This window comes from Flavobacterium sp. MDT1-60, assembly GCF_014844035.1.
In the GTDB taxonomy this organism is placed as follows: domain Bacteria; phylum Bacteroidota; class Bacteroidia; order Flavobacteriales; family Flavobacteriaceae; genus Flavobacterium.
On record NZ_CP062159.1, the window covers coordinates 5,541,948 to 5,563,897 of the forward strand.

General features: G+C 34.7%; 19 protein-coding genes and 3 pseudogenes. 12 read left to right on the forward strand and 10 right to left on the reverse strand.

The window, feature by feature from the left end; genetic code table 11:
- Nucleotides 1–271: 271 nt before the first annotated feature.
- On the reverse strand, nucleotides 272–1,138 hold the full coding sequence (locus tag IHE43_RS23310) for a DMT family transporter (RefSeq protein ID WP_192186096.1): 867 nt from the start codon (nucleotides 1,136–1,138) through the stop codon (nucleotides 272–274).
- A 100-nt stretch (nucleotides 1,139–1,238) separates the two neighbouring features.
- On the opposite strand from IHE43_RS23310, the gene IHE43_RS23315 reads away from it, so the two are divergent.
- Complete coding sequence (locus tag IHE43_RS23315) at nucleotides 1,239–1,613, forward strand: heavy-metal-associated domain-containing protein (protein WP_192188282.1); 375 nt, start codon at nucleotides 1,239–1,241, stop codon at nucleotides 1,611–1,613.
- Between the two features lie 50 nt (nucleotides 1,614–1,663).
- On the opposite strand, the gene gldD is transcribed toward IHE43_RS23315, so the two are convergent.
- Genes gldD through mutY form a run of 4 tightly spaced genes read right to left on the reverse strand, consistent with a single transcriptional unit; the run spans nucleotide 1,664 to nucleotide 5,068 of the window.
- Complete coding sequence (gene gldD / locus IHE43_RS23320) at nucleotides 1,664–2,224, reverse strand: gliding motility lipoprotein GldD (RefSeq protein WP_192186097.1); 561 nt, start codon at nucleotides 2,222–2,224, stop codon at nucleotides 1,664–1,666.
- 1 nt (nucleotide 2,225) lies between these two features.
- Complete coding sequence (locus tag IHE43_RS23325) at nucleotides 2,226–3,521, reverse strand: gliding motility-associated protein GldE (protein ID WP_192186098.1); 1,296 nt, start codon at nucleotides 3,519–3,521, stop codon at nucleotides 2,226–2,228.
- Between the two features lie 23 nt (nucleotides 3,522–3,544).
- A complete protein-coding gene (locus IHE43_RS23330) occupies nucleotides 3,545–3,985 on the reverse strand; it encodes a single-stranded DNA-binding protein (protein WP_192186099.1) in 441 nt (146 codons plus the stop codon).
- A 36-nt stretch (nucleotides 3,986–4,021) separates the two neighbouring features.
- Complete coding sequence (gene mutY, locus IHE43_RS23335) at nucleotides 4,022–5,068, reverse strand: A/G-specific adenine glycosylase (RefSeq protein WP_192186100.1); 1,047 nt, start codon at nucleotides 5,066–5,068, stop codon at nucleotides 4,022–4,024.
- Between the two features lie 140 nt (nucleotides 5,069–5,208).
- Between mutY and IHE43_RS23340 the strand changes: the two genes are divergently transcribed.
- Complete coding sequence (locus tag IHE43_RS23340) at nucleotides 5,209–5,499, forward strand: HU family DNA-binding protein (protein WP_007805026.1); 291 nt, start codon at nucleotides 5,209–5,211, stop codon at nucleotides 5,497–5,499.
- Nucleotides 5,500–5,883: 384 nt separating this feature from the next.
- Nucleotides 5,884–7,428, forward strand: coding sequence for a ribonuclease E/G (locus IHE43_RS23345; RefSeq protein ID WP_192186101.1), 1,545 nt, complete (start codon nucleotides 5,884–5,886; stop codon nucleotides 7,426–7,428).
- A gap of 296 nt (nucleotides 7,429–7,724) precedes the next feature.
- Here the strand turns inward: IHE43_RS23345 and IHE43_RS23350 are convergent, their stop codons facing one another.
- The 5 genes and pseudogenes from IHE43_RS23350 to IHE43_RS23370 all read right to left on the reverse strand — a co-directional run bounded on the left by IHE43_RS23350 (nucleotide 7,725) and on the right by IHE43_RS23370 (nucleotide 17,506).
- The gene (locus IHE43_RS23350; protein ID WP_192186102.1) at nucleotides 7,725–8,297 is read right to left on the reverse strand and encodes a Crp/Fnr family transcriptional regulator; all 573 of its coding nucleotides are present in this window, start codon (nucleotides 8,295–8,297) and stop codon (nucleotides 7,725–7,727) included.
- A gap of 48 nt (nucleotides 8,298–8,345) precedes the next feature.
- Nucleotides 8,346–8,570: a DUF2798 domain-containing protein gene (locus tag IHE43_RS23355; protein WP_192186103.1), complete on the reverse strand. Its 225-nt coding sequence runs from the start codon at nucleotides 8,568–8,570 to the stop codon at nucleotides 8,346–8,348.
- A 119-nt stretch (nucleotides 8,571–8,689) separates the two neighbouring features.
- Complete coding sequence (pbpC, locus tag IHE43_RS23360) at nucleotides 8,690–11,065, reverse strand: penicillin-binding protein 1C (RefSeq protein WP_192186104.1); 2,376 nt, start codon at nucleotides 11,063–11,065, stop codon at nucleotides 8,690–8,692.
- Between the two features lie 131 nt (nucleotides 11,066–11,196).
- A pseudogene (locus IHE43_RS24105) lies at nucleotides 11,197–16,886 on the reverse strand (alpha-2-macroglobulin).
- Nucleotides 16,887–17,062: 176 nt separating this feature from the next.
- A pseudogene (locus IHE43_RS23370) lies at nucleotides 17,063–17,506 on the reverse strand (nucleoside deaminase).
- A gap of 504 nt (nucleotides 17,507–18,010) precedes the next feature.
- Between IHE43_RS23370 and IHE43_RS23375 the strand changes: the two are divergent.
- The 9 genes and pseudogenes from IHE43_RS23375 (at nucleotide 18,011) to IHE43_RS23845 (ending at nucleotide 21,699) form a co-directional block, all read left to right on the forward strand.
- Nucleotides 18,011–18,319 carry a hypothetical protein gene (locus IHE43_RS23375; RefSeq protein WP_192186105.1) on the forward strand — a complete coding sequence of 103 codons (309 nt, stop codon included), beginning with the start codon at nucleotides 18,011–18,013 and terminating at the stop codon, nucleotides 18,317–18,319.
- Nucleotides 18,320–18,612: 293 nt separating this feature from the next.
- Nucleotides 18,613–19,041 carry a hypothetical protein gene (locus tag IHE43_RS23380; protein WP_192186106.1) on the forward strand — a complete coding sequence of 143 codons (429 nt, stop codon included), beginning with the start codon at nucleotides 18,613–18,615 and terminating at the stop codon, nucleotides 19,039–19,041.
- Complete coding sequence (locus IHE43_RS23385; protein WP_192186107.1) at nucleotides 19,013–19,162, forward strand: hypothetical protein; 150 nt, start codon at nucleotides 19,013–19,015, stop codon at nucleotides 19,160–19,162. Before IHE43_RS23380 ends, IHE43_RS23385 begins: the two co-directional genes overlap by 29 nt.
- A 16-nt stretch (nucleotides 19,163–19,178) precedes the next feature.
- Nucleotides 19,179–19,415, forward strand: a complete 237-nt coding sequence (locus IHE43_RS23390; RefSeq protein ID WP_192186108.1) for a hypothetical protein — start codon at nucleotides 19,179–19,181, stop codon at nucleotides 19,413–19,415.
- A 203-nt stretch (nucleotides 19,416–19,618) separates the two neighbouring features.
- The gene (locus IHE43_RS23955; RefSeq protein WP_255514189.1) at nucleotides 19,619–19,699 is read left to right on the forward strand and encodes a hypothetical protein; all 81 of its coding nucleotides are present in this window, start codon (nucleotides 19,619–19,621) and stop codon (nucleotides 19,697–19,699) included.
- Nucleotides 19,700–19,703: 4 nt separating this feature from the next.
- Nucleotides 19,704–20,334, forward strand: a pseudogene (locus IHE43_RS23960) (1-deoxy-D-xylulose-5-phosphate synthase N-terminal domain-containing protein).
- 82 nt (nucleotides 20,335–20,416) lie between these two features.
- On the forward strand, nucleotides 20,417–20,797 hold the full coding sequence (locus IHE43_RS23835) for a hypothetical protein (protein WP_225585288.1): 381 nt from the start codon (nucleotides 20,417–20,419) through the stop codon (nucleotides 20,795–20,797).
- 157 nt (nucleotides 20,798–20,954) lie between these two features.
- Nucleotides 20,955–21,203, forward strand: a complete 249-nt coding sequence (locus IHE43_RS23840; protein WP_225585512.1) for a transketolase C-terminal domain-containing protein — start codon at nucleotides 20,955–20,957, stop codon at nucleotides 21,201–21,203.
- Nucleotides 21,204–21,387: 184 nt separating this feature from the next.
- On the forward strand, nucleotides 21,388–21,699 hold the full coding sequence (locus tag IHE43_RS23845) for a DUF3078 domain-containing protein (protein ID WP_225585290.1): 312 nt from the start codon (nucleotides 21,388–21,390) through the stop codon (nucleotides 21,697–21,699).
- Nucleotides 21,700–21,950: the final 251 nt, after the last annotated feature.

Here is a 21,950-nt window from a genome sequence, read left to right on the forward strand (position 1 = left end):
CCAAAAAAGAACGAAAATGATTACAAAATATATTTTATTAAATAAATATATTCACAAAATCTATCTAGCTTAAAACTTTGACAATGCTTGTTTTATTGAAACAACACAAAACAACAAACTTAACGAAAATATTATTATGAAAATGATTGCCCTAGCCCCGATAGAAGTGGAAATCCTTTTGTGGCGGGGTTCGCCACAAAAGATTGAAACGGATAGCGGGATTAGCTCCTGAAAAATATTAGAAACCCAAAAATCATTTCCCAACCAAAAATTACTTCTTCGCAGACAAATAAACTCCAATCAAAATAATAAAGGCACCAAAAAACTGAATTGGCGTCAGCATTTCATTATCCAATAATCCCCAGAAAAAGGCAACTATCGGAATTAAATACGTTACCGATGTTGCAAATACCGGCGAAGACATTTGGATCAATTTAAAGAACAATACATTCGCAATTCCGGTTCCTAAAACTCCTAAAATCATTACAAAGAATATCGAATGCTGTGTGGCTTCAAAATTTATTCTTTGTGAAATATCAGTTGTACTTAAAATAATTAGCGCAGGTATTAGTAAAACAGCGAAGTTTCCTGTTGTAATACTCACTGAATTTAAATCAGACAAATACTTTTTAATCAAATTCACATTTATTGCATAACAAATAGTAGCAATTACCACCAAAACAACATAATAATAATTTTGTCCCGGATGTGCAGATGCGCCACTTAAAACCAAAAGCAAACAACCAACCAAACCAACAAAAACACCTAGAACCTGTCTTTTTTGAAACTGAATTCCGAAGATAAGAATTCCCAATACCAAAGTATTTAAAGGTGTTAACGAGTTTAAAATAGCCACAATCGAGCTATCAACCTCAGTCTCTGCAATTGCAAATAGATAAGCAGGAGTAAAAGTTCCGAAAAGCGATGTTATAGCGACAAATTTCCATTGACGAGGAGAAATTTTCTTTAAACTTTTAAACCCAACAACTAATAAAAATAAGGCTGCAAAAATAATTCGGAACGAACCAACCTGAACCGCAGTTAATCCAACCAATCCTCTTTTAATTAAAATAAAAGAACTTCCCCAGATTAATGAAAGAACTATTAAATAAGCCCACTTTAATTGTTTTGCATCCATAAATAGTATTTTACTACAAATTTGTAATAATTTTACGAACCGGCCGCTTCATTTTTATTAATTTTGCAACGAACTTATTGACAACTTAAACCCACATATGATGAAATTTACAAAAATAATAACAACACTGGCAATTGCAAGCTTAGTATTGGTAAGCTGCAAAAAAGAAGAAGATAAAAACTTAGCAAACATAAAAGCTGTAGAATCTCCAAAAGAACACAAAGCAATTGCTGCTGAAAATGTACAAACCGCAAGTTTTACAATCGAAGGAATGACTTGTGCGATGGGATGTGCAAAAACAATCGAAAAAGAACTAACTAATCTTGACGGAGTAGAAAAAGCAACGGTTGATTTTGATAAAAAAACAGCCACTGTTGTATTTGACAAAACGGTTCAAAACCAAGAAAACCTAACAAAAGTTGTTCAGGCAACCGGAGATGGAAAAACGTATAAAGTTTCGAATATAAAATCGTAATCAAAACGGTTTAAACATAAAAACGGCGCTCAAATTGAACGCCGTTTTTTTTATTTCCATTTCAATGTTTCCATTAATCGCTGCATATCATTCTTAATATAACTTGCAGCCGGCATAACCGAATCAAAATTAGGTTTAGCATAAAAATAAACAGATCCTGTTATAAAATGTTTTGTGCTGTCAGTCACATAAAATTGTGAGTTTGTTGCGGCATTTCCATCCACCTGATAAAACATTCCGTACACCTTTTTTTGTGGGTTAAAATACGGTTGTTCTAAAATATCATCCGCCTTGATTACATGTTCATAAGTTAGTTTTTGAGCATCTTTTAGCAATTTTACAATATCTCCATTTACCGGTTTATAAGTCAGGTAAATTGTAGCCTTCATTTTTGGATAGGTAATTGCAAAACCACAATCTTTTTCGCCTTTGATAGTAGCGGCATCATTCATCTCAAAAGTAAACGGACAATTATTTTCAAAATTAACATATTTTGCCTCAGGATAATCTAAGCGAAGAAAGCTCGCCGGCTTTGGTAAAACATCATCCTTACAGCTTACAATTGTTAATGTCAGCAAAATTAAAGCTATTGAAATTATTCTTTTAAGCATTTTATTCTATTGTTACTTTTATTTGTTTTACTCGCTTTTTATCAACTGTTTCTATGGTAAAAACACAGTTCTCAAAAGCAATTTTTTGATCTTTTTTGGGGAAATTGCCTAAAATTTCTAAAATAAAACCTGCTAATGTTTCCGCTTCGCCTTTGTGAGATTCAAAAACATCTTCATTAACATCAACAATTCTATAGAAATCCTTCATGTTAATTTTCCCTTCAAAAAGAAAATTCTTTTCGTCGATTTGCGAGAAGTTCAAATTCTCATCATCAAACTCATCACTGATATCCCCCACTATCTCCTCAATAACATCTTCTAAAGAAACCAATCCCGATGTTCCGCCGTATTCATCAACCACAATGGCCAAATGGCTTTTAAGACTCTGAAAATCCTTTAACAGATTGTCCAGTTTTTTATTTTCAGGAACAAAAAAAGCTTCTCTCATTAAAGTCGTCCATTCAAATTCTTCCTTATCAATATGCGGCAATAAATCCTTAACGAATAAAACGCCTTCGATCTGATCAATATTGTCGCGATAAATCGGAATTCTGGAAAATCCCTTTTCGATTATCTTCGGACAAATAGTGCCAAATGACTCTGATATTTCTAAACCAAAAATATCAATCCTCGGACTCATAACCTGTTTTGTATCCGTATTCCCAAAGGAAACAATTCCTTCCAATATTTTTTGTTCATCCTTTGATGTTCCTTCAGAATCTGTAAGCTCAAGCGCCTGAGAAAGCTGGTTTATTGAAAAACTGTTTTTCTGTTTCCCTAATTTACGCTGCAAATATAACGTAACACTACGCATTGGCAAGCTTATAGGCGAGAGTAATTTATCTAAAAATGAAATTGGATACGCTATCCATTTAGCGAATTTTATATTGTTTCTGCTTGCATAGACTTTAGGCAAAACTTCTGCAAATAACAAAATCAAAAACGTAACTAAGATTACTTCTAAAATGAATTTTAAAACTGGAGAACTGATATCATCAAAAATATTTTGTCCTATGAAGGAGAACAGAATTACGACGCCGATGTTTAAAAAATTATTGGCTACTAATAAGGTCGCTAAAAGTTTTTTGGGTTTATCTAAAAGATTAGAAATGATTTTCCCTTTTGAGTGATTGTTTTGTAAAGTCTCATCAATATCTTTTTGAGATAAAGAAAAAAGTGCTACTTCGGCACCTGAAACAATTGCCGATAGGAACAGCAAAATAAATATTCCGACAAAACCAATTATTAAATTGATGTCTAAAGTTGTAGTAAAAAACAAACTGGGCTCCGGGTCCAAATTAAAAAAGATTAGTTAAACAATCAGAAAGGCAAGTCGTTTATAGGCAGGCTTTCGTTCGACGCATCAAAGTTAGTATTTTTTGTGGATTCCTGATCCTGATGTGGCTTATGATTTCCTGTTTCTTTTTTGGTAGTCAGGAAAGTAAACTCAGTAACCTGAATTTCGGTCGTATATTTCGTTGTGCCGTCTTCGGCTTGCCATTGACGAGATTTTATACGTCCTTCAACATATATTTTATCGCCTTTCGATAAATATTTCTCACAGATTTCAGCCGCTTTATTGCGTACAACTAAATTATGCCATTCTGTTGAAGTTATTTTTTCGTTGGTCGTTTTGTTGATATATACTTCATTTGTAGCTAACTGAAAACGACCGATGCAGTTTCCTCCATCAAAATAATGCATTTTCACATCATCACCCAAATGGCCAATCAGCATTACCTTATTTAAAGTTCCGTTCATAGTTTTTAGTGGTATTTACCCCAAAGATACATTTTTTTAGCAAATTATTTCCTGCTTTTCCATAAAATTATAAATCACAATTGGAAAAGGAAAATCTTTTAAATCACTGGTATTCATGCCGTTCGCAATTTTTTCTTTAATTTTAACCTTCCAGAACTGAATATGAAGATGTTGATGCGAAAGCTTATGAATAACAGTCCTTTCCGCACACTCCTCTATACCTATAATAGTATAGGAAGGAAAAATATCAAACTGAACTGCTTTTGACACAACATCAAAACCAACAATTTCATCTGTTTCTAAAAGAGGAAATTCATATAGATTATGCCAAATTCCTTTTGCTGTTCTTTTTTGAATTAAAGTGTTTCCTAAAGCGTCATCCAAAATCAAATAATTAAAGAAGCGATTCGTCACTTTTACTTTTTTTGATTTTACCGGTAAAGCATCAACTTTCTTTTTTTGCAAAGCCGCACAACTTTCGTTAAAAACACAAATCATACAATTCGGACTTTTAGGTACGCATTGCAAAGCGCCAAATTCCATTATTGCCTGATTAAAGATTGCCGGGTTATTTTTTGGCATTAATTCAAAAGCCAGTTCTGTAAATTCTTTTTTTGTCGCCGGCAGACCAATATCCGATTCAATATCAAAATAACGGGAAAGCACCCTAAATACATTTCCATCAACAACCGGAACAGCTTCATTATACGAAAAAGAAGCAATCGCAGCGGCAGTATATTCACCAACACCTTTTAATTTTAATAACATTGCATAGTTTTCAGGAAAAACTCCATTTAACTCATTTGCTACATATTGAGCCGTTTTATGCAAATTTCTTGCCCGGGAATAATACCCGAGACCCTGCCAAAGTTTCAAAACCTGTTCTTCTGATGCATTTGCCAAATCAAACACTGTAGGAAATTCTTGCGTAAAATTGAAAAAGTAAGGCATTCCCTGCGCTACTCTTGTCTGTTGCAGCATAATTTCTGAGAGCCAAATTAGGTACGGATCGACCGTATTTCGCCATGGCAAATCACGCTTGTTCTGTAAATACCAACTTATCAATATGTTATGAAAATCCATTGTAAAATCCTTTGAAAACAAAAGTAAATGTTTATGTAATTAAAATTTAACGAATTAGCTTGATTAATTATTTTTTTAATTCCTATATTTGCAAACTCAAAAAAATAGTACATCATTTATAAAATAAAATAGGAAAGAAAATGACGAAAGCAGATATCGTAGCGAAAATTTCAGAGAAACTTGGTCTTGAAAAAGGAGATGTTCAAGCAACAGTAGAAACTTTTATGGAAGAAGTTAAAACTTCATTAGAAACTGGTGACAATGTTTACCTAAGAGGTTTCGGAAGTTTTATCGTAAAAACCAGAGCTGAAAAGACAGGAAGAAACATTTCAAAAAACACCACAATCAAAATTCCTGCACACAACATTCCTGCGTTTAAACCTGCAAAAGTATTTGTAGAGGGAGTTAAAACGAACAACGAAGCAAAATAATACTATTAATTAATCATAAAATCGACACGATATGCCAAGTGGTAAAAAAAGAAAGAGACATAAGGTAGCTACTCACAAAAGAAAAAAAAGAGCGAGAGCTAACCGTCACAAAAAGAAAAAGTAGTTTTAAACTACTTTTTTCTTTTTAAACGTTCATTGAAATTGGAAATTAGTCTCAGTACTCAGTCACAGTCTGCAGCTTAAAACTGCCAACTGATACTGAAAACTGCTTACTAAAATCCCCCGGGTTAATACCTGTTAAAAATATTGTTTAATCCATCTGTAGATAAGATTTTAGATTTTAGATTTCAGATTTTAGGCTTTTAAGTCTATATTCTATTTTCTATATTCTATTTTCTGAAAAAACAGATAAAAATTTACAGTGTGAATAAAGAATTAATCATTAGATCTAGTTCTGAAGCCGTAGATTTTGCCTTATTAAAAGATGGAAAACTAATTGAATTACACAAGGAAGAAGAGAAAAGCAACTTTCAGGTTGGTGATATTTTTATCGCCAAAATACGAAAACCAGTTGCTGGACTTAACGCTGCTTTTGTAAATGTAGGCTTCGAAAAAGATGCCTTTTTACATTATCACGATTTAGGACCTAACTTAGCTTCCCAACTGAAATTCATAAAACTTGTAAGCGCAGGTAAAATAAAAGATTTCTCCCTAAAAACCTTTCAGTTTGAAAAAGAGATTGACAAAGATGGCATCATTACTGATATTTTAAGTGCCAATCAATCTGTTTTAGTTCAAGTTGTTAAAGAACCTATATCGACCAAAGGTCCAAGAATTAGCGCTGAGCTTTCATTGGCAGGAAGATTTATTGTTCTCGTTCCGTTTTCTGACCGTGTTTCTATTTCTCAAAAAATAGAGGACAAAAAGGAAAAGGATCGTCTAAAAAAACTTGTTCTATCTATCAAACCAAAAGGATTTGGTGTTATTGTTCGCACAGTAGCCGAAGGCAAAAACGTAGCCGAATTAGAAAAAGATTTGCAGAACCTGCTTAGCAGATGGACTGCAATGTGTAAAAAATTACCAACTGCTCATCATCCATCAAAAGTATTAGGAGAGCTCAACAGAGCTTCTTCGATATTAAGAGATGTATTTAATGATACCTTCAGCGGTATTCAAATAGATGACGAAGAGTTGTACCATCAAACGAAGGAATATCTGCAAGAAATTGCACCTTCAAAACAATCAATTGTAAAGTTTTATCAATCAAACGACACTCCAATTTTCGAGAAATACAATATAGAGAGACAAATCAAAACTTCATTTGGACGTACCGTTTCCATGAGTAAAGGCGCTTATCTTATTATCGAACACACTGAAGCTCTTCACGTTATCGACGTAAACAGCGGAAACCGTTCTAATAAGGCGACCAATCAGGAAGACACAGCCATGGAAGTAAATATGATCGCTGCTGCTGAAATTGCCAGACAACTTCGTCTGCGCGATATGGGCGGTATCATCGTGATTGATTTTATCGATATGTCTAATCCTGAAAACAGGAAAGTTTTGTTCGACTTCTTGCGAGAAGAAATGAGCGACGATAAAGCAAAACATAAAATATTACCGCCAAGTAAATTTGGTTTAGTCCAGATTACAAGACAGCGCGTAAGACCAGAAGTAAATATTAAAACTAGAGAAGAAGATCCAAACAATGAACATGGCGAAATTGAAGCGCCAATTTTGATCATTGATAAAATCGCACTAGATTTAGACCGACTTTTAAAAACCCACAAAAGTGTTGTGCTTAATGTACATCCGTTTGTGGCTGCATACCTCAGCAAAGGTTTTCCATCATTACGTTCAAAATGGTTTTTTGAGCATAAGAAATGGGTGAAAATCATACCTCGTGACGCTTACACGTACTTAGAATACCATTTCTATGATAAAAAAGGAAATGTTATTCTAGAATAAAATAAAAACCGCCTCTCGAAAGATTGGCGGTTTTTTTATGGGTTTTTTTTCGCCACGACACGAGCGAGAGCGAACTGGCGAAGCAATTACACGAATGAACACCAATTATTTTTAATTTTAATTCGTGAATTCGTTGGCTATTTTCAGGAGCTCTTTCCAGCTATCCGCTTGTATCTTTTCCTTGCTAAAGGAGCAAGAAAAAGGATACCGCTCCTATCTGGGCTAGACAGCAGTTTTCATAATTCATTTTACCTTTTACAAGATCTAATCAGGAATGCAATTGAGTAAGGGGAAAATTAGTAGCGTTTAGATTTTAATCTACTCAATGTTTCTTGTGAAATATTCAGGTAAGTTGCTACTATTCTGTTTGGTAAACGCTGAATAATCTTCGGATTTACATCCATCAACTGTTTGTATCTTTCTGTTGCATCAAGAGTTAAGAAAGACATAAGCCTATTGGTATTAGTTACATAGGCGTTTTCTAAATAATGTCGATAGAATTTTTCCCATGCCGGAATAATTTCAAGTAAATGATAAAAATCCGGGCTCGAAATATAAAGTAATTCTGTTGGTTCTAATGCCTGAATAAATTCTAACGATGGCTCATTTGAAATAAAACTACACAACGCAGTCGCAAAGTTATTTTCAAATGCTAAATATCGCGTTGCTTCCTGCCCATTTTCGGTAATAAAATATATTCGCAAACAACCTGAACCCACAAAAAAGCTTCTTTGATTCATCTGCCCCTGAACTACTAGCAACTCATTCTTCTCCGTCTTTAACGGTTTAAAATAAGAAAGAATTATGGCTAACTCTTCGTCTGTAACAGTTATAATGCTTTTGATGTAATTAGCGAGTTGCTCTATCATTTATCAATTTCTAATATTCACGAATATACAAAAAACCTATTCCGTAAATTATGATTTTGAGGTTGTTCTTTCTGCTAATTTTCTAGCATTCGGAATGATAATAAAGGCTGCTAAATATGCTACAGGCAACATAACACTCCAAGCCTTAAGAAACTTTAAAAACCAATCTTCACCAAAACCATAATTACGCATTAATCCCACAAAGGCCATAATTAACGTCATTGGAATCACAACAAACAATGTGTTGATGTACTTAAAATACTTTTTCTTCATTTTTAAATTTTGTTTAATAATTAATTTACCGCAAAGGTGTATAAACAAAAAAGTAAAAATTTTGATGTAAATCAAAAAGCGCTATTTAGGCTAAATTATATTCATTTTCAAAAAAAAACTCACTCCCTCACAATTTCAATTTTCCTTCTAATTTCATTTCCAAAAGCATCTACAACCGTAATATAATGAGTCCCTGAGGTTGGTGTAATTGGCAATTCATGAAACGTTTTGGTTGTTGCTTTATAAACATCATCAACATACCAAAAAAGTTCTTTATCTCTTTCAGAATAAGCTACTTTTAAAATTACAGGCTGTACCTCACTGTTAAAATTCTTCGTTAAATAAATTTTACTATTCGTTTTCGGATAAATAAAATCCATTGTTGTGGTTTGTGTTCCCTGACAATCTTCTTTAAACGGAGGCAAAGGCAAATATTCAATATGCTGGCTTTTATAATACCACGCCATAACCGGAGGCAAAACAAACCAGCTTTTAGTCACAATATTATCAACGCTTTCACAACTGCTATTTACCTGGAATCGCTCTGATTTATCTAAATGAACCTTTTTATGATACGGACAAACGGCTGTTGATTTTCCTTTTTTAGAAACCCATTGTTTGATTTTAGGGCAATCTTCTTTCGCCAGATAACCGCTTAAGCGGCAAACCTCAACTTCTTCTAAATCTTTATAAGGTGTTTCAAACCATCTTTGTCTTGGCAATAAATTAAAAACATCAAATAAAATTGGTGCTGCACTGGTCACTCCGGTTAAAGTCGGTCTTCCTTCGCCTGTCGCATTTCCAACCCAGATTCCAACTACATATTTTGAATTGGTGCCAATTGCCCAGGCATCTCTATTTCCAAAACTTGTTCCCGTTTTCCAGGCAATTTTCAACGAGCTGTCATAAAACTTCCAGGCTTCATCTCCTTCTGGCCTGTTTACTTCTTCCATTGCATTATACGTTAACCAAATTGATCCGGCACCTATTATATTCTTCTGATCAGATTCCGAACCAAAATCAGGCTCAAAATCATTTTTATAATTCAGCTCTGCAAATTCTTTTGTACGATACTTCGCTTGATTTTTAGTATAATAATTTACTGTTGAAGATAAACCTGCGTAAGTTCGGCACAAATCCCATAAATTACTTTCGGCACCACCTAAAATAAGTGACAATCCGTAATGATCCGGCGTTTTATTAATGTCTCTCAATTTGAATTTTTGCAATTCTTCATAAAACTTATTCACACCAAAATCCTGCAGCATCAAAACTGCCGGGATATTTAATGATCGAGACAAAGCCCGATGCGCCGGAACAGCTCCATCAAATGTGAGGTTAAAATTTTGCGGTGTATATCCTGCGATTTGCGTTGGTACATCGGCAACTAAAGTATTCGGCAGTAATTCACCGTCGTCTAACATTCCGGCATATAAAAGCGGTTTTAAAATACTTCCGGTACTTCTTGGCGCGTCAATAATATCAACATCTTTTTGATGGTTATTATCTGTTGGAGCATTTCCAACGTAACTCATCACATTTCGATTTGAAACATCGATAACCAAAATTGCCAGATTGTTTACTTCATTTTGTTTATACTGATTGTAGTAATATCTTGCAATTTGATTGACTCTATTCTGCAAAGCGTAATCTATTGTCGTTTTTACACGAGTTCCTTCTTCATTTTTTGCCACACGCTGTAATAAATGAGGCGCAATTTGAGGTAAATCATAGGGTTTTTGAGGTAATGGTTCTTCTATTGAAAGTTCATAAGTCTGCTTGTCAATTATGCCTTCCTGATGCAATTTCAGTAAAAGCCTATTACGTTTATTTAATAATTTTATCTGGTTTTTTCCCGGGTAAATTAGACTTGGTGCATTAGGTAAAACGGCCAATACAGCATTCTCAGCCCAGGATAATTGACTAGATTGCACACCAAAATAACGCCACGAAGCCATTTCAAGTCCAACCACATTTCCTCCAAACGGCGCATGAGCTGCATACAATTCTAAAATTTCATTTTTAGAATACCCCAATTCTAATCGGGTTGCCAGAATAATTTCGATTAATTTTTCAAAATAAGTCCTCCCTTTTCCTTTTCGGGATAAGCGAATAACTTGCTGCGTCAACGTACTTCCGCCTCGCACAACTTTCCCTGCTTTATTGTTTTGTTTAATGGCGTTTACCATCGCAACGGGGTTAAATCCGGGATGTTTATAGAAATATTCGTCCTCAAAATAGACAATACATTTTTTGAATTTATCCGGTACACTGTCTTGTGCAGGAAAACGCCATTGTCCGTCATCGGCTATTTTCGCACCAAGTAATTCTCCTTCCTTACTTTCAATTACCGTAGAATAAGGTTCCTGAAATAAAGTTCTAGGAATAGAAAAATAATAAATCAGCAAGAGTATAAATACAATTGCCGATTTTATTTTATTCTTTTTTATCCAATTTATAATGCGTTGTGAGAACGCTATTAATTTATTTTTCAACCTAATAGTTATTAACCGCAAAGAGCGCAAAGGTTTACGCAAAGTTCGCAAAGTTTCTTTTTACCACAGATTACACAGATTAACACAGATTTAAAAATCCTTTTAATCCGTGTAATCTGTGGCTAATTATTTTATTTTACCACCTCAACCCAGAATCCTTTTGTTCTGGCTAAGAATGTATTATCATACATCGCTTCACATTGTAAACCTGGCAAATAATAATTCCCAAGATAAGAAGCATTCAACAAAATCCTGAAAACTTTTGTTTCTCCTGCTTTCATTCCAAAATAAAAATTAGTTCTGTCATCACGAATATCAATATAATCTGCAATGTTGTTTGTTGCATCTCCGTAATCAGTAAAACGAGTATTCACAATTTCAAACCTGAAGGCAGAATTTGAGATAATGCAACATTTTCTACATGCTCATTTCTTTGATTTCTTATGGTAACTTCAGCGATAAACTCGGTTCCCTGGCTAATTTTAGAAACATTAATAACACTTCCTTTTCTGTTTTTGAAAACAATAGAAGCCGAAACATCACTCTGAATTGCTTTCTCTTGTCCGATTGGTAATATTCCGGTATTTAAAACACGAACGTAAACTGTGTTATTTTTAATGTTTTTCAGCGTTACACTGTTAGACCCCGTTTGAACAACCAAACTTCTGTCTGCGATTGTTTTTTGAGTATTTATCCTCTCGCCTTTTCCGTTTTTGCTAAACTGAATATTAATTCCTTTTGGACCGTTGCTAACGGCGAATTTAGACATTGCATACAAACAATAAGCCGTGGTCTGCGTGCTCATCCACTGATTGTTTGACATTTGTTTGGCTAATTTTGAAGCCATATTAAATGCTTTTTGTTTTTGTCCTAACAGCAGCATCGTTTCCAAAGCCATGGCTCTGTTTCTTTCGCTTGAACCATAATAGTAATAATTATAGTTACTCGATTCGTCTTCAATTTTACTATGTAAAAACAGGTTCAATCCTGCTGATTTTTGTCCAGCCAAAACATATGCTGCCGCTAAACGCAAATTACTTTCGTTCGAAATCCCTTTGGTTTCTCTTAATCTGTTCATTGAAGATAAGTCGGCATTTCCGGCTAAAGCCAAAGTGTATAATCTATAAGCCTGAGCCAAGTCGTTCCCGTATTTCGGTTCAAAACGCCATTGTTTTGCTTCTTTTTGCTGGTACGAAATCCATTTTGATTTGAAATTAATTGGCAAAACGTATCCTTTTTTCTCTGCTTCAATAAGGAAATGACCTGCATATGAAGTTCCCCAATCATCTGCAATCGTATTTCCTTGCCAATAAGCCACTCCACCATTTGACAATTGAAAACTTCCTAATCTTGTAATTCCGGCCGTGATATTCTTTTGAATAATTCCTTTACGAGTCGCATCTAAATCAACAACATCATTTAAATACAATTGTGGAAAAACCGAAGAAGTCGTTTGCTCCACACATCCATGAGGATACTGAATAAGGTATTGCAATCTTCCATTTAAATTCATGGTTGGCATTGATGAAACTTCTAATCTTGCTTTATTACTTCCAGAAACTCCAAATGTTTTCCAAGAAATAGTTTTGGTACTATTTGGAGGCAAAATCACATCTGTAAAGTATTCGTAACCGGATTCGGATTTGTCATATCGATTTCTACATCATAAACCGATTTCTCTTTTCCTGAAGTGGCGATAACCTGCACTTTTGCAATTCCGGTAGCTGAACCTACAACTAAATTAAAATACCGCCATTTTTTCATCAGGCGAAGCAAAAGTCAAGGATTGCGTTGCACTTCCCATAACTTTTAAGCCATTGCTGGTTTTAATCTGAATCGAAACATTTTTGATATTATTCTCTGTTGCAAAAACCGTAACAGGAATAGTTACTTTTTCTGAAGGCGAAATTTTTCTCGGCAATGAAGCCAAAACCATCAACGGACTTTTTACCGGAGTTGCTTTTTCAACACTTCCGTAAGCACTTGTATTGGCATCGCCCGCAACCACCATCGTTCGAACAGAACCAATATATTTCGGCAATTTTAATTGATGCGATTTGGTTTGCCCTTTTTCTAATTTAAACGGACCGTAATACAATACCACAGGTTTAAAACGATTTGCTTTTTTAGCTTTTCCACCGCCCAAATCCTGATCTCCACCAATACTGAAAATCTGATTTATTTTTCCACCATATGCACCTATTACATCATCATAAATATCCCATGTTTTAACGCCCAAAGCTTCACGAACATAAAAACTATCCCAGGCGTTTGGTGTTTTAAAACGGGTTAAATCCAATAAACCTTCATCAACAACTGCAATGGTATAGGTCATTTCTTTTCCGGTTTTTTCTCCCACTTTTACCGTAAAGGTCTGCTCTGGTTTTAAAACATCCGGCATTGAAAGTGTTGGTGCCAGAATGGTATTTTTATCCACCACTTCAATCGGAACAATTCCGTACATACGAATTGGCGAATCATTTTTAGTGGATGCATGTGGTTGTAATAATGTGATATTAAAATAGACATTTGGAGCCATCGCGGAAGTAATTGGCACTTCTACTTTTGTTTCTCCTTTTTGTGTTTTAGCCCAAATGGTCTGTACTACTTTTGATCCGTTCTCGATAGAAATCAAAGCTCGTCCGCCTTCACTTGAAGGGAAAGAGATCTGCGCTTTTTCGCCTACTGCATAATTCTTTTTATCTGTAGAAAAAACTAACATATTGGCTGTTGAAGCATCTCTGTTTCGTGTTTTTCCAGACCAAATTGGCCAGTCTATATTAACCGTTAAAGCCGTTGCATGACCATCTGTATTATCTGAAACTCGAATTAAATAACGGCCCCATTCTTCATCAGTCAATGAAAACTGAACACTTCCTTTTCCGCTTGAATCGGTATTGATTACAAATGTTTTGTAAGAAGTTGTGGCATTCGAAGAATTATAATTCGATAAATTATCACTCGAAGCATCCCACCACCAGCGCCATTCTACTTTATAAACCTTAACTTCAAGATTTCTCACCGATTTTGGTCTTCCATTTTCATCAACCGTCACAATATCAAAACGATTGTTAGTTCTGGTTTCCAGCATTCCGTATTGTTTGGTTCCGGTGATTTAATTCCAACATAGGTTTTGTATGGAGAATAAGTCGTCGAAATCACATCGGTACTAAAATCTCCACCTTCTTCATACACTTTTGTGATGAACGAAGCACGAAGCATCCCTGGTGCCTGACCTTGCAATTTGGGTTGAATATTTACCGATGCTTTTCCGTTTTCGTTTAATTTTCCCGAGAAAACATTAATTTCTTCTGTGCTGAATTTACGTACTAAATCATCAAAACTAAATTTCTCGTATCCTTTAAAAGTAGTTGTTTGCTGAGAAAACTTTGCCTGCATTTCTACATTCAGATTTTTAGCAATGGCACCGTGAAGCCAGGTCACTTCGAGATTGCTCGTATTTGGATAAGAAGACGAAAGCGTTTTTCTGGAGAAATTATTTTTGATTTTTAAACGATTTGGTTTGATTGTTTCGATTTTAATGCTTTTGTAAAATTTAGCGCCACCACACTTACCATCGCTTCCCAATTTCCTGTTGGTGCGTCCTGGCTTGTTGGAACGGTAAAAGCATAATGATTTAGTTCATTAGTTTTTTGAACCGTCTGATAAACTGTTTTTCCATTCGGATCGTTTAATCTAAATTTGATTGGATGTGATTTTGGAAGTTTATTTGAAGCATCATTTAAAATGAAAGACAAATACAAATTATCACCCGGACGCCAAACGCTCGTTCTCCATAAATAAAGCCTTTTAAACCTTTTTGCAGGGTTTCGCCGGCAACATCAAAATTACTGACAGACAAAGAAAGTCCGTCATCCAGCTTCACGTAAGTGGATTGATTTCCTAAGGAAAACTATGGCAAAATAAGCAAATTTATCCAACTGAAAGGAAGCGATTCCTTCACTACTTGTTGCTTCCTGTACCAATTTTCTGTTGTTGGAAATTATACAAATCCACTCTTGCATTCGAAACCGGTTCAGTTGTTACAATATTATTTACAGGCAAATAAATACGATTTGTTCTCGCCTCTTTTTGCAATTACTCCCAAAATCTGTTGCCAGAATATTAGTTGCGATTTTAGCATTATAATAATAAGAGCTCGTACAAGGATCCTGGCTTCTCTCCATTCGTAATCATCATAATAGTAGTCGTCGTAGGAGTTACCACTATAATTTACATCATTTTCATCAACTTCTTTCCTCTTCTTCTCATTTGAATCTTCTTCTGAAGATTCGCATTGGTATAATGAATATTTCTTTTTTATAAACAAACTCTACTCTGTAAATTGCTCCCGGTTCCGGGCGTGATTATTTTGGATAAATCCAACGCAAAAGTGTTCCACTTACCAGGATTTATCAATTTACTTTCAATTAAATTCAGCGTTGTCCTGGCGACGGGGCTGAGCCACTTTCTTGAGATTTTGAGCTCCGGTTTATTATCATTGTACTGCAAAAACTGCAGGATATTTTCTTGTAAATTTTATAGACTTTTACATCTACAGCACTTAAGTTTACCGCTTCAAAATTCAGTTTTAAATTATTGGGCTTGGGCAGAATGGTTCCGTTTTTAATGAATTTGATGCTTGGTTTATTTGGTTCAAAAGATATTTTCTCCGGTGTAATTTGAATCCATTTTTTTTGCCATACTGACTTCGATTCCCTGAAAAACTTCAATCAATAAATCTCCGGGCCCAAAATTTGTTTCGGGTTCGGCTGTGGTTTCTTCTTTCCTGAACCACTTCTACGGCATCGCCTACAACCGCCGCAGCGCTATCAATCACAACTGCAAGCCGAAATCTACTAAAGAAACCGCAGTTTCTTCTACCGGTACTGAAAACCGTAACTTCTTTTTGAACTGGTGCTTTTTCATTATTAAAATATACTTTCAGTAAATTTCCCTGAGTGGAGAATTTCAGATTATTGGTATTCCTGAATCGAAAACTAACCCTGCAAAATCCTGTCCCTTTCTAAGGGCTCAGAAAAAGTTAATTAAAACGGATTGATTGCTTCCGTCCGGAACCTCAACTTTAACGATTTTAAATTCGTTATATTCGTAATCGGAACATCGATTTGACCTTTCTGATCAATATCAAAAATCACTTCCGTCGTAAATAATCTCCAGATTTGTGGCTTCAGAATAACGCTGAATACTGTCAATTATAAAATGGAATTCTTTTCCTGAACCCGAGTTTTTCTCAAATTTAATTTTAAGATTATTCCCTTTTTGTTTGGCTTCAACTAACTTTTTAGCCGTTTCAATATCGATATTATCCGCTGTTTTTAGCACGCAGTTCAGGTATTGATATTCTTTACTGTAGGATTGAATATCAGCAGTATTAATCGTAAAATCCTGCTTGATGGTTTTTAACCGTAAAATTAAAATCCGAAAGATCTTTTCTTTCTCTTTTGGAAGTGTGATCAGTTTATCTAAGTTTAAAGTAACCTGATATTCTGTTCCGGGTTTCAACTTTTTTCCGGGATAAAAGCAATTGTATTTGGAGAAAGTGCTACTACTTTACCGTCAACACTCGGGGAAATATCAAACAAATCGCTGTCTAAAACCTGATTGGCTTTCCATTCTTTTTTATCGAAAGCCAAAACCACCCGAATATCAGATTCCGACGAGACTATCCCTCCGGTGAAACTGACTAATACTCTTTAAATAATGAAAAATCGGAATTGAAATCGGCTGCTGATTTTCTGCCGCAAGATTGAAAAATAAAAAACACACAAAACACGAGAACTAATCCTTTTGCTTTCACTTATTTAGAGTTAATGGGTTTTAAGAAATGACAGAACGTTTTAACATTTTACTATTAAAACCATAACTAGCCAAATGCCAATTATATTGTAGTAAATGTAAAGTATTTTCTGTGATTTTTTAAGAGGAAAAATTCGCTAAGTGAAATTATTTTTTTTGAAGTAAAAAAGGAAGTGTTTATTTACGTCTTTCAATAAAAAATCGTTTCATTAAATCGGCAGCTTCATTGGCCATAACTCCAGAAACGACGGTAGTTTTAGGATGTAATTTTGTTCCCATGACCATAAAACCACGTTGCTCATCACGAGCGCCAAAAACAATTTTCGAAATCTGACTCCAATACAAAGCGCCCTGCACACATTTGGCATGGCTCAAGAGTCACAATAAAAGTACAATCTTTAAGATATTTTCCGCCAAGAAAATTGCTGCAGCCGTTATGGATTGCATTTCCGCATGAGCCGTAACATCGTTCAACAATTCCGTTAAATTATGACTGCTTGCAATTACTTTATTGGCTACTACAATAACAGCGCCAACAGGAATTTCGCCTTTATCGAAGGCCATTTCAGCTTCCTGCAAAGCTTTTTTCATAAAGTATTCGTCTGTGAAGGGATTTATCATAGTTGCAAAAGTACATTTTTGAAATAATTATTCCTGAATTAAGATTTAAAAAACATTGATAAAACCTAATATTTTCTCTCTTCTTAATTACTTATTAAAATTAATCGCCTCAAATAAGGTGATTTTTTGAGGCGATTAACACAATTAATTGCCTCATCCTTTTTGAAAAGGATTTTCGTATTTATTTTTTATTACATTTAAATATTGAAATTTCAAACATGGAAAGAAAATAAAATTAACGATTCCCGAAACTTGTACAGAAAACTGGGACAAAATGACGCCAAATGAAAATGGTCGTTTTTGCCTGAGTTGTTCTAAAAACTGTCGTTGATTTCACCTTGATGTTACCCGATGAAATTCAGCATTTTTTTCATCCAAAATCAAAACAATAAATCTGTGGAAGGTTTAAAAACGAGCAATTAGAAAGCTTAATTATTCAGATTCCAAGTCAGGTTTTATATACACAGACAAATTATCATAAAAATTTTTTATTGGCTTTGTTTATTGCTATGGGAAACAACTTTATTTAGTTGTCAGGATAAAGATGGAAATAAAAATAAAATTGATAAAATCGAGATTGTTGATAATACAGAGAAATATCAAGATGAAAATGAGGTTCATTCTTCATGTTATGGGCATGAGGTCGAATCCAAAAAACAAAAAACAAAAGAAAAATTTACCGGCATGATTACACAAGGAGCGGTAGTTCCCTCTACTTCTATTGAAGAAGGGACTTTTAATTATCACATAATTTATAATTCAACTGATTTAGACGTCGCACCAGTTCCAGAAAAAAATGAAAAAATTTCTTGATTTTTTTGCAAAATTATATTACTCCAAAAACAGCAGAAGGATTAGAGGCAGAGCTTTTATTATTTTTGTTATAGAACAAGATGGCAGTTTAAGTAATTTCAACATAATTAAAAATACTCCGAAAGAAAATAGGAGAAGAAGCGATTAGAGTTTTGAAGACAGCTCCAAATTGGCTTCCCGGAAAATTAAACAATCATTGTGTGCGATCTTCTTATATTTTACCGATTAGAATTCAATAATGGAAATAAAACACAAATAACCATACCTGATCCTGCACAGAAAACTGGGACAAAATGACTCCAAAAGATAATGGCCGTTATTGCCTGAGCTGTTCAAAAACCGTTGTCGATTTCACTTCGATGTTGCCGGATGAAGTACAGCATTTTTTCATCCAAAATCAAAACCAGAATATCTGTGGGAGATTTAAGAAATCTCAATTAGATACTTTAACAATTCAAATTCCGAGTTGGATTTTGTATGCACAAATGAATTATCATAAAACATTTTTATTGGCTTTGTTTATTGCCATGGGAACAACCTTGTTTAGCTGTCAGGACAAAAAGCAAAAAATTGATAAAGTAGAAGTTGTTCAAGATGATGTTCCAGTAGAGCATATTTCTGTTGGTGATCCAAAAATCACTAATTCACACGATACCCTTGTACCGCCTCCACCACCGCCTCCAAAAGTTGATCATGTTAAGTTTAAAACCAAAAGAAAATGATAATCTAAAATCTGAGAAAACAGAAAACAAGAGAAATAGCGCTGCAAAAGTGGCAATTCACGCTTCTCCCACCGGAGAAGTTGTATCTGAAACCAATGCAGAATTTCCAGGCGGAATTTAGCAATTCTATAATTATTTTGGAAAGGAATTTAAAAAAGCCTGAAAATATAAATAACAAAAACCTTAAAATTAATCTTTCGTTTGCAGTAGAAAAAAATGGCTCTGTTTCGTATCTTCAATCCGAACCAGCAATTGAACAGCCTTTAGAAAAAGAAATTATCAGAGTTTTAAGCTTATGCCCTAAATGGCAGCCGGGAAATCAAACGGAAAAAAAATTAAGAGAACAATATTCTTTACCAATTGTATTGCAATAGATCGCACAATAAAATTAAATTTAAAACCGTAAATTTGCTTTTTACCTTACAATGAAAAGCAACTCTCCAACATATTCAATCCTGTCGATTTACGTCTTTTAAAAAAAGAAGAACAGCTTCCAGAAGTTGCGCAGGTCAATTTATAATTGATGTTGTTTCTGTGAAAGAAGGGCATTTGGGGTGCCAGTTTAGGTGTTGTTGAATTGACAATTGCTTTGCATTATGTTTTTAATACTCCCGAAGATTTAAGTTTGGGATGTTGGACATCAGGCGTACGGACATAAAATTTTGACCGAAAGAAGAGAAAACTTTCATACCAACAGACAAATTGGAGGCATTTCAGGTTTCCCTAAAAGAAGCGAAAGTATTTACGATACTTTTGGCGTTGGACATTCTTCAACTTCCATTTCTGCCGCTTTGGGAATGGCAATTGCTTCCCAGTTAAAAGGAGATTTCAACAAACAGCATATTGCAGTTATTGGCGACGCTTCAATTGCAAGCGGAATGGCTTTTGAAGGCCTAAATCATGCCGGCGTAACAGATGCTAACTTACTGGTTATTCTGAATGACAATGCTATCGGAATTGACCCTAGCGTTGGTGCACTTAAAAAATATCTTACTGCTGTAAAAGAAGGAAAAAATCCGAAGAAAAAATATGATCAAGTCCCTGAATTTCGATTATTCAGGTCCAATTGACGGTCATGATCTTCCGGCTTTAATTAAAGAATTAAACAGATTAAAAAATATAAAAGGACCTAAATTCCTTCATATTGTTACTACCAAAGGAAAAGGTTTACAGCAAGCTGAAAAAAATCAGGTAAAATATCATGCCCCTGGAAAATTTGATGCTGCAACTGGAGAACTCCTTTTAAAATCAGAAGAAAATTTACCTCCAAAAATCAGGATGTTTTTGGTTTAACAATTTTAGATTTGGCCAAAAAAGAATGATAAAATTATCGGAATAACACCCTGCAATGCCATCAGGCAGCTCTTTAAAGTTTATGATGGATGAAATTCCCGAACGTGCTTTTGATGTGGGAATTGCAGAGCAACATGCCGTAACGCTTGCCGCGGGAATGGCAACTCAGGGCATGATTGTATATTGCAATATCTATTCGACATTTCTACAGCGCGCTTACGACCAAGTCTTCAAAAATCTACCCGTTATTTTTTGTTTGACAGAGCTGGTTTGGTGGAAGACGGCGCAACACATCATGGTTTTTGATATTGCTTATTTAAGAGCAATTCCGAATATGATTATCTATGCACCAATCAACGAAATTGCCCTCCAAAACATTTTTATACACCGCTCAATTAGGACTAAATCACCCAATCGCAATTCGATCCGCGTGGTCGAGGTGTTCTGCCAAAGTGGGAAGTAGAAAATTTCGGACATTATGAAAAAAATTAAAATTGGCGAGGCAAACTGCCTAAAAAGCGGCACAAAAATTTTTATCAACAGGAAGCATAGGCAATAATGTTAAAGCACTGAATGAATATTCAAATTCTAATGAGATTGCTCACTATGACTTCCCTTTTATTAAACCACTAGACAACAATGTTTTACACTCTGTTTTCTCTAATTTCAACCGCATAATTACTATCGAAGAAGCAATAAATGGAGGATTTGGAAGTGCTGTTTTAGAGTTTGCTGACACAAAAATGAATATCCAAATTTTGGGTATTCCTGACGTATTTATTGAGCATGGAACCGTGAATCAATTGCAACAATTGTGTAAAATTGACGTTAAAAGTTTGGTAAATCTTTTTTCAACCGATTCAAAATAATTATTTTGCACAACCAAAATATTAAAACCAACCTAATGAAATTATTGCGTTCTTTTGTTGCTGTTACTTTTGTATACTTCAAATAACTTTGCTCAAATTATCCAAACCACTTTAGACCCTAATCAGTGCCTTCTAACTGGACTAAAAAAAATCAATTGGGTTTTGATATTTCAGAATTGCTTTTGTGAACTGGAGTGCCGGGGAACAAGTTCTTTTCAGGTTATTTAAAGGTGAATTTGGAAGAACTTATGCTAAAGGAAATCACAAATGGGTAAACGAACTTATTGTAAAATACGGTTTAAATAAACAAGACGGTACCGAACTAAGAAAAACTGACGATGCACTTCTTGTTAACTCCACTTACGGATTTAGAAAAGATACTATCTCAAATTGGTATTATTCGGCGAAATTTAATTTCAATACACAATTTTCGAATGGTTATAAATCCAAACAGACGCCATTTCGAAACCTTTTGCACCAGCCTATATCTTTTTAGGAGCCGGAGCTGAAAATTCAAACAAAAAGAAAAACAGAACATTTTACTTCTCTCCAATTACTTTAAAAGACGACTTTAGTACTGGATGACTACCTGGCCAATCAGGGATCTTTTGGTGTTAAAAAAGCAGTTTATGCACCAGATCCTCTTGATCCTACCGCTAAGATATTAGTTGAAGAAGGACAAAAGGTAAAAGCCGAATTTGGTATTTGCTTACCGGATACATGAAAAGCGAAATTTATAAAAATATA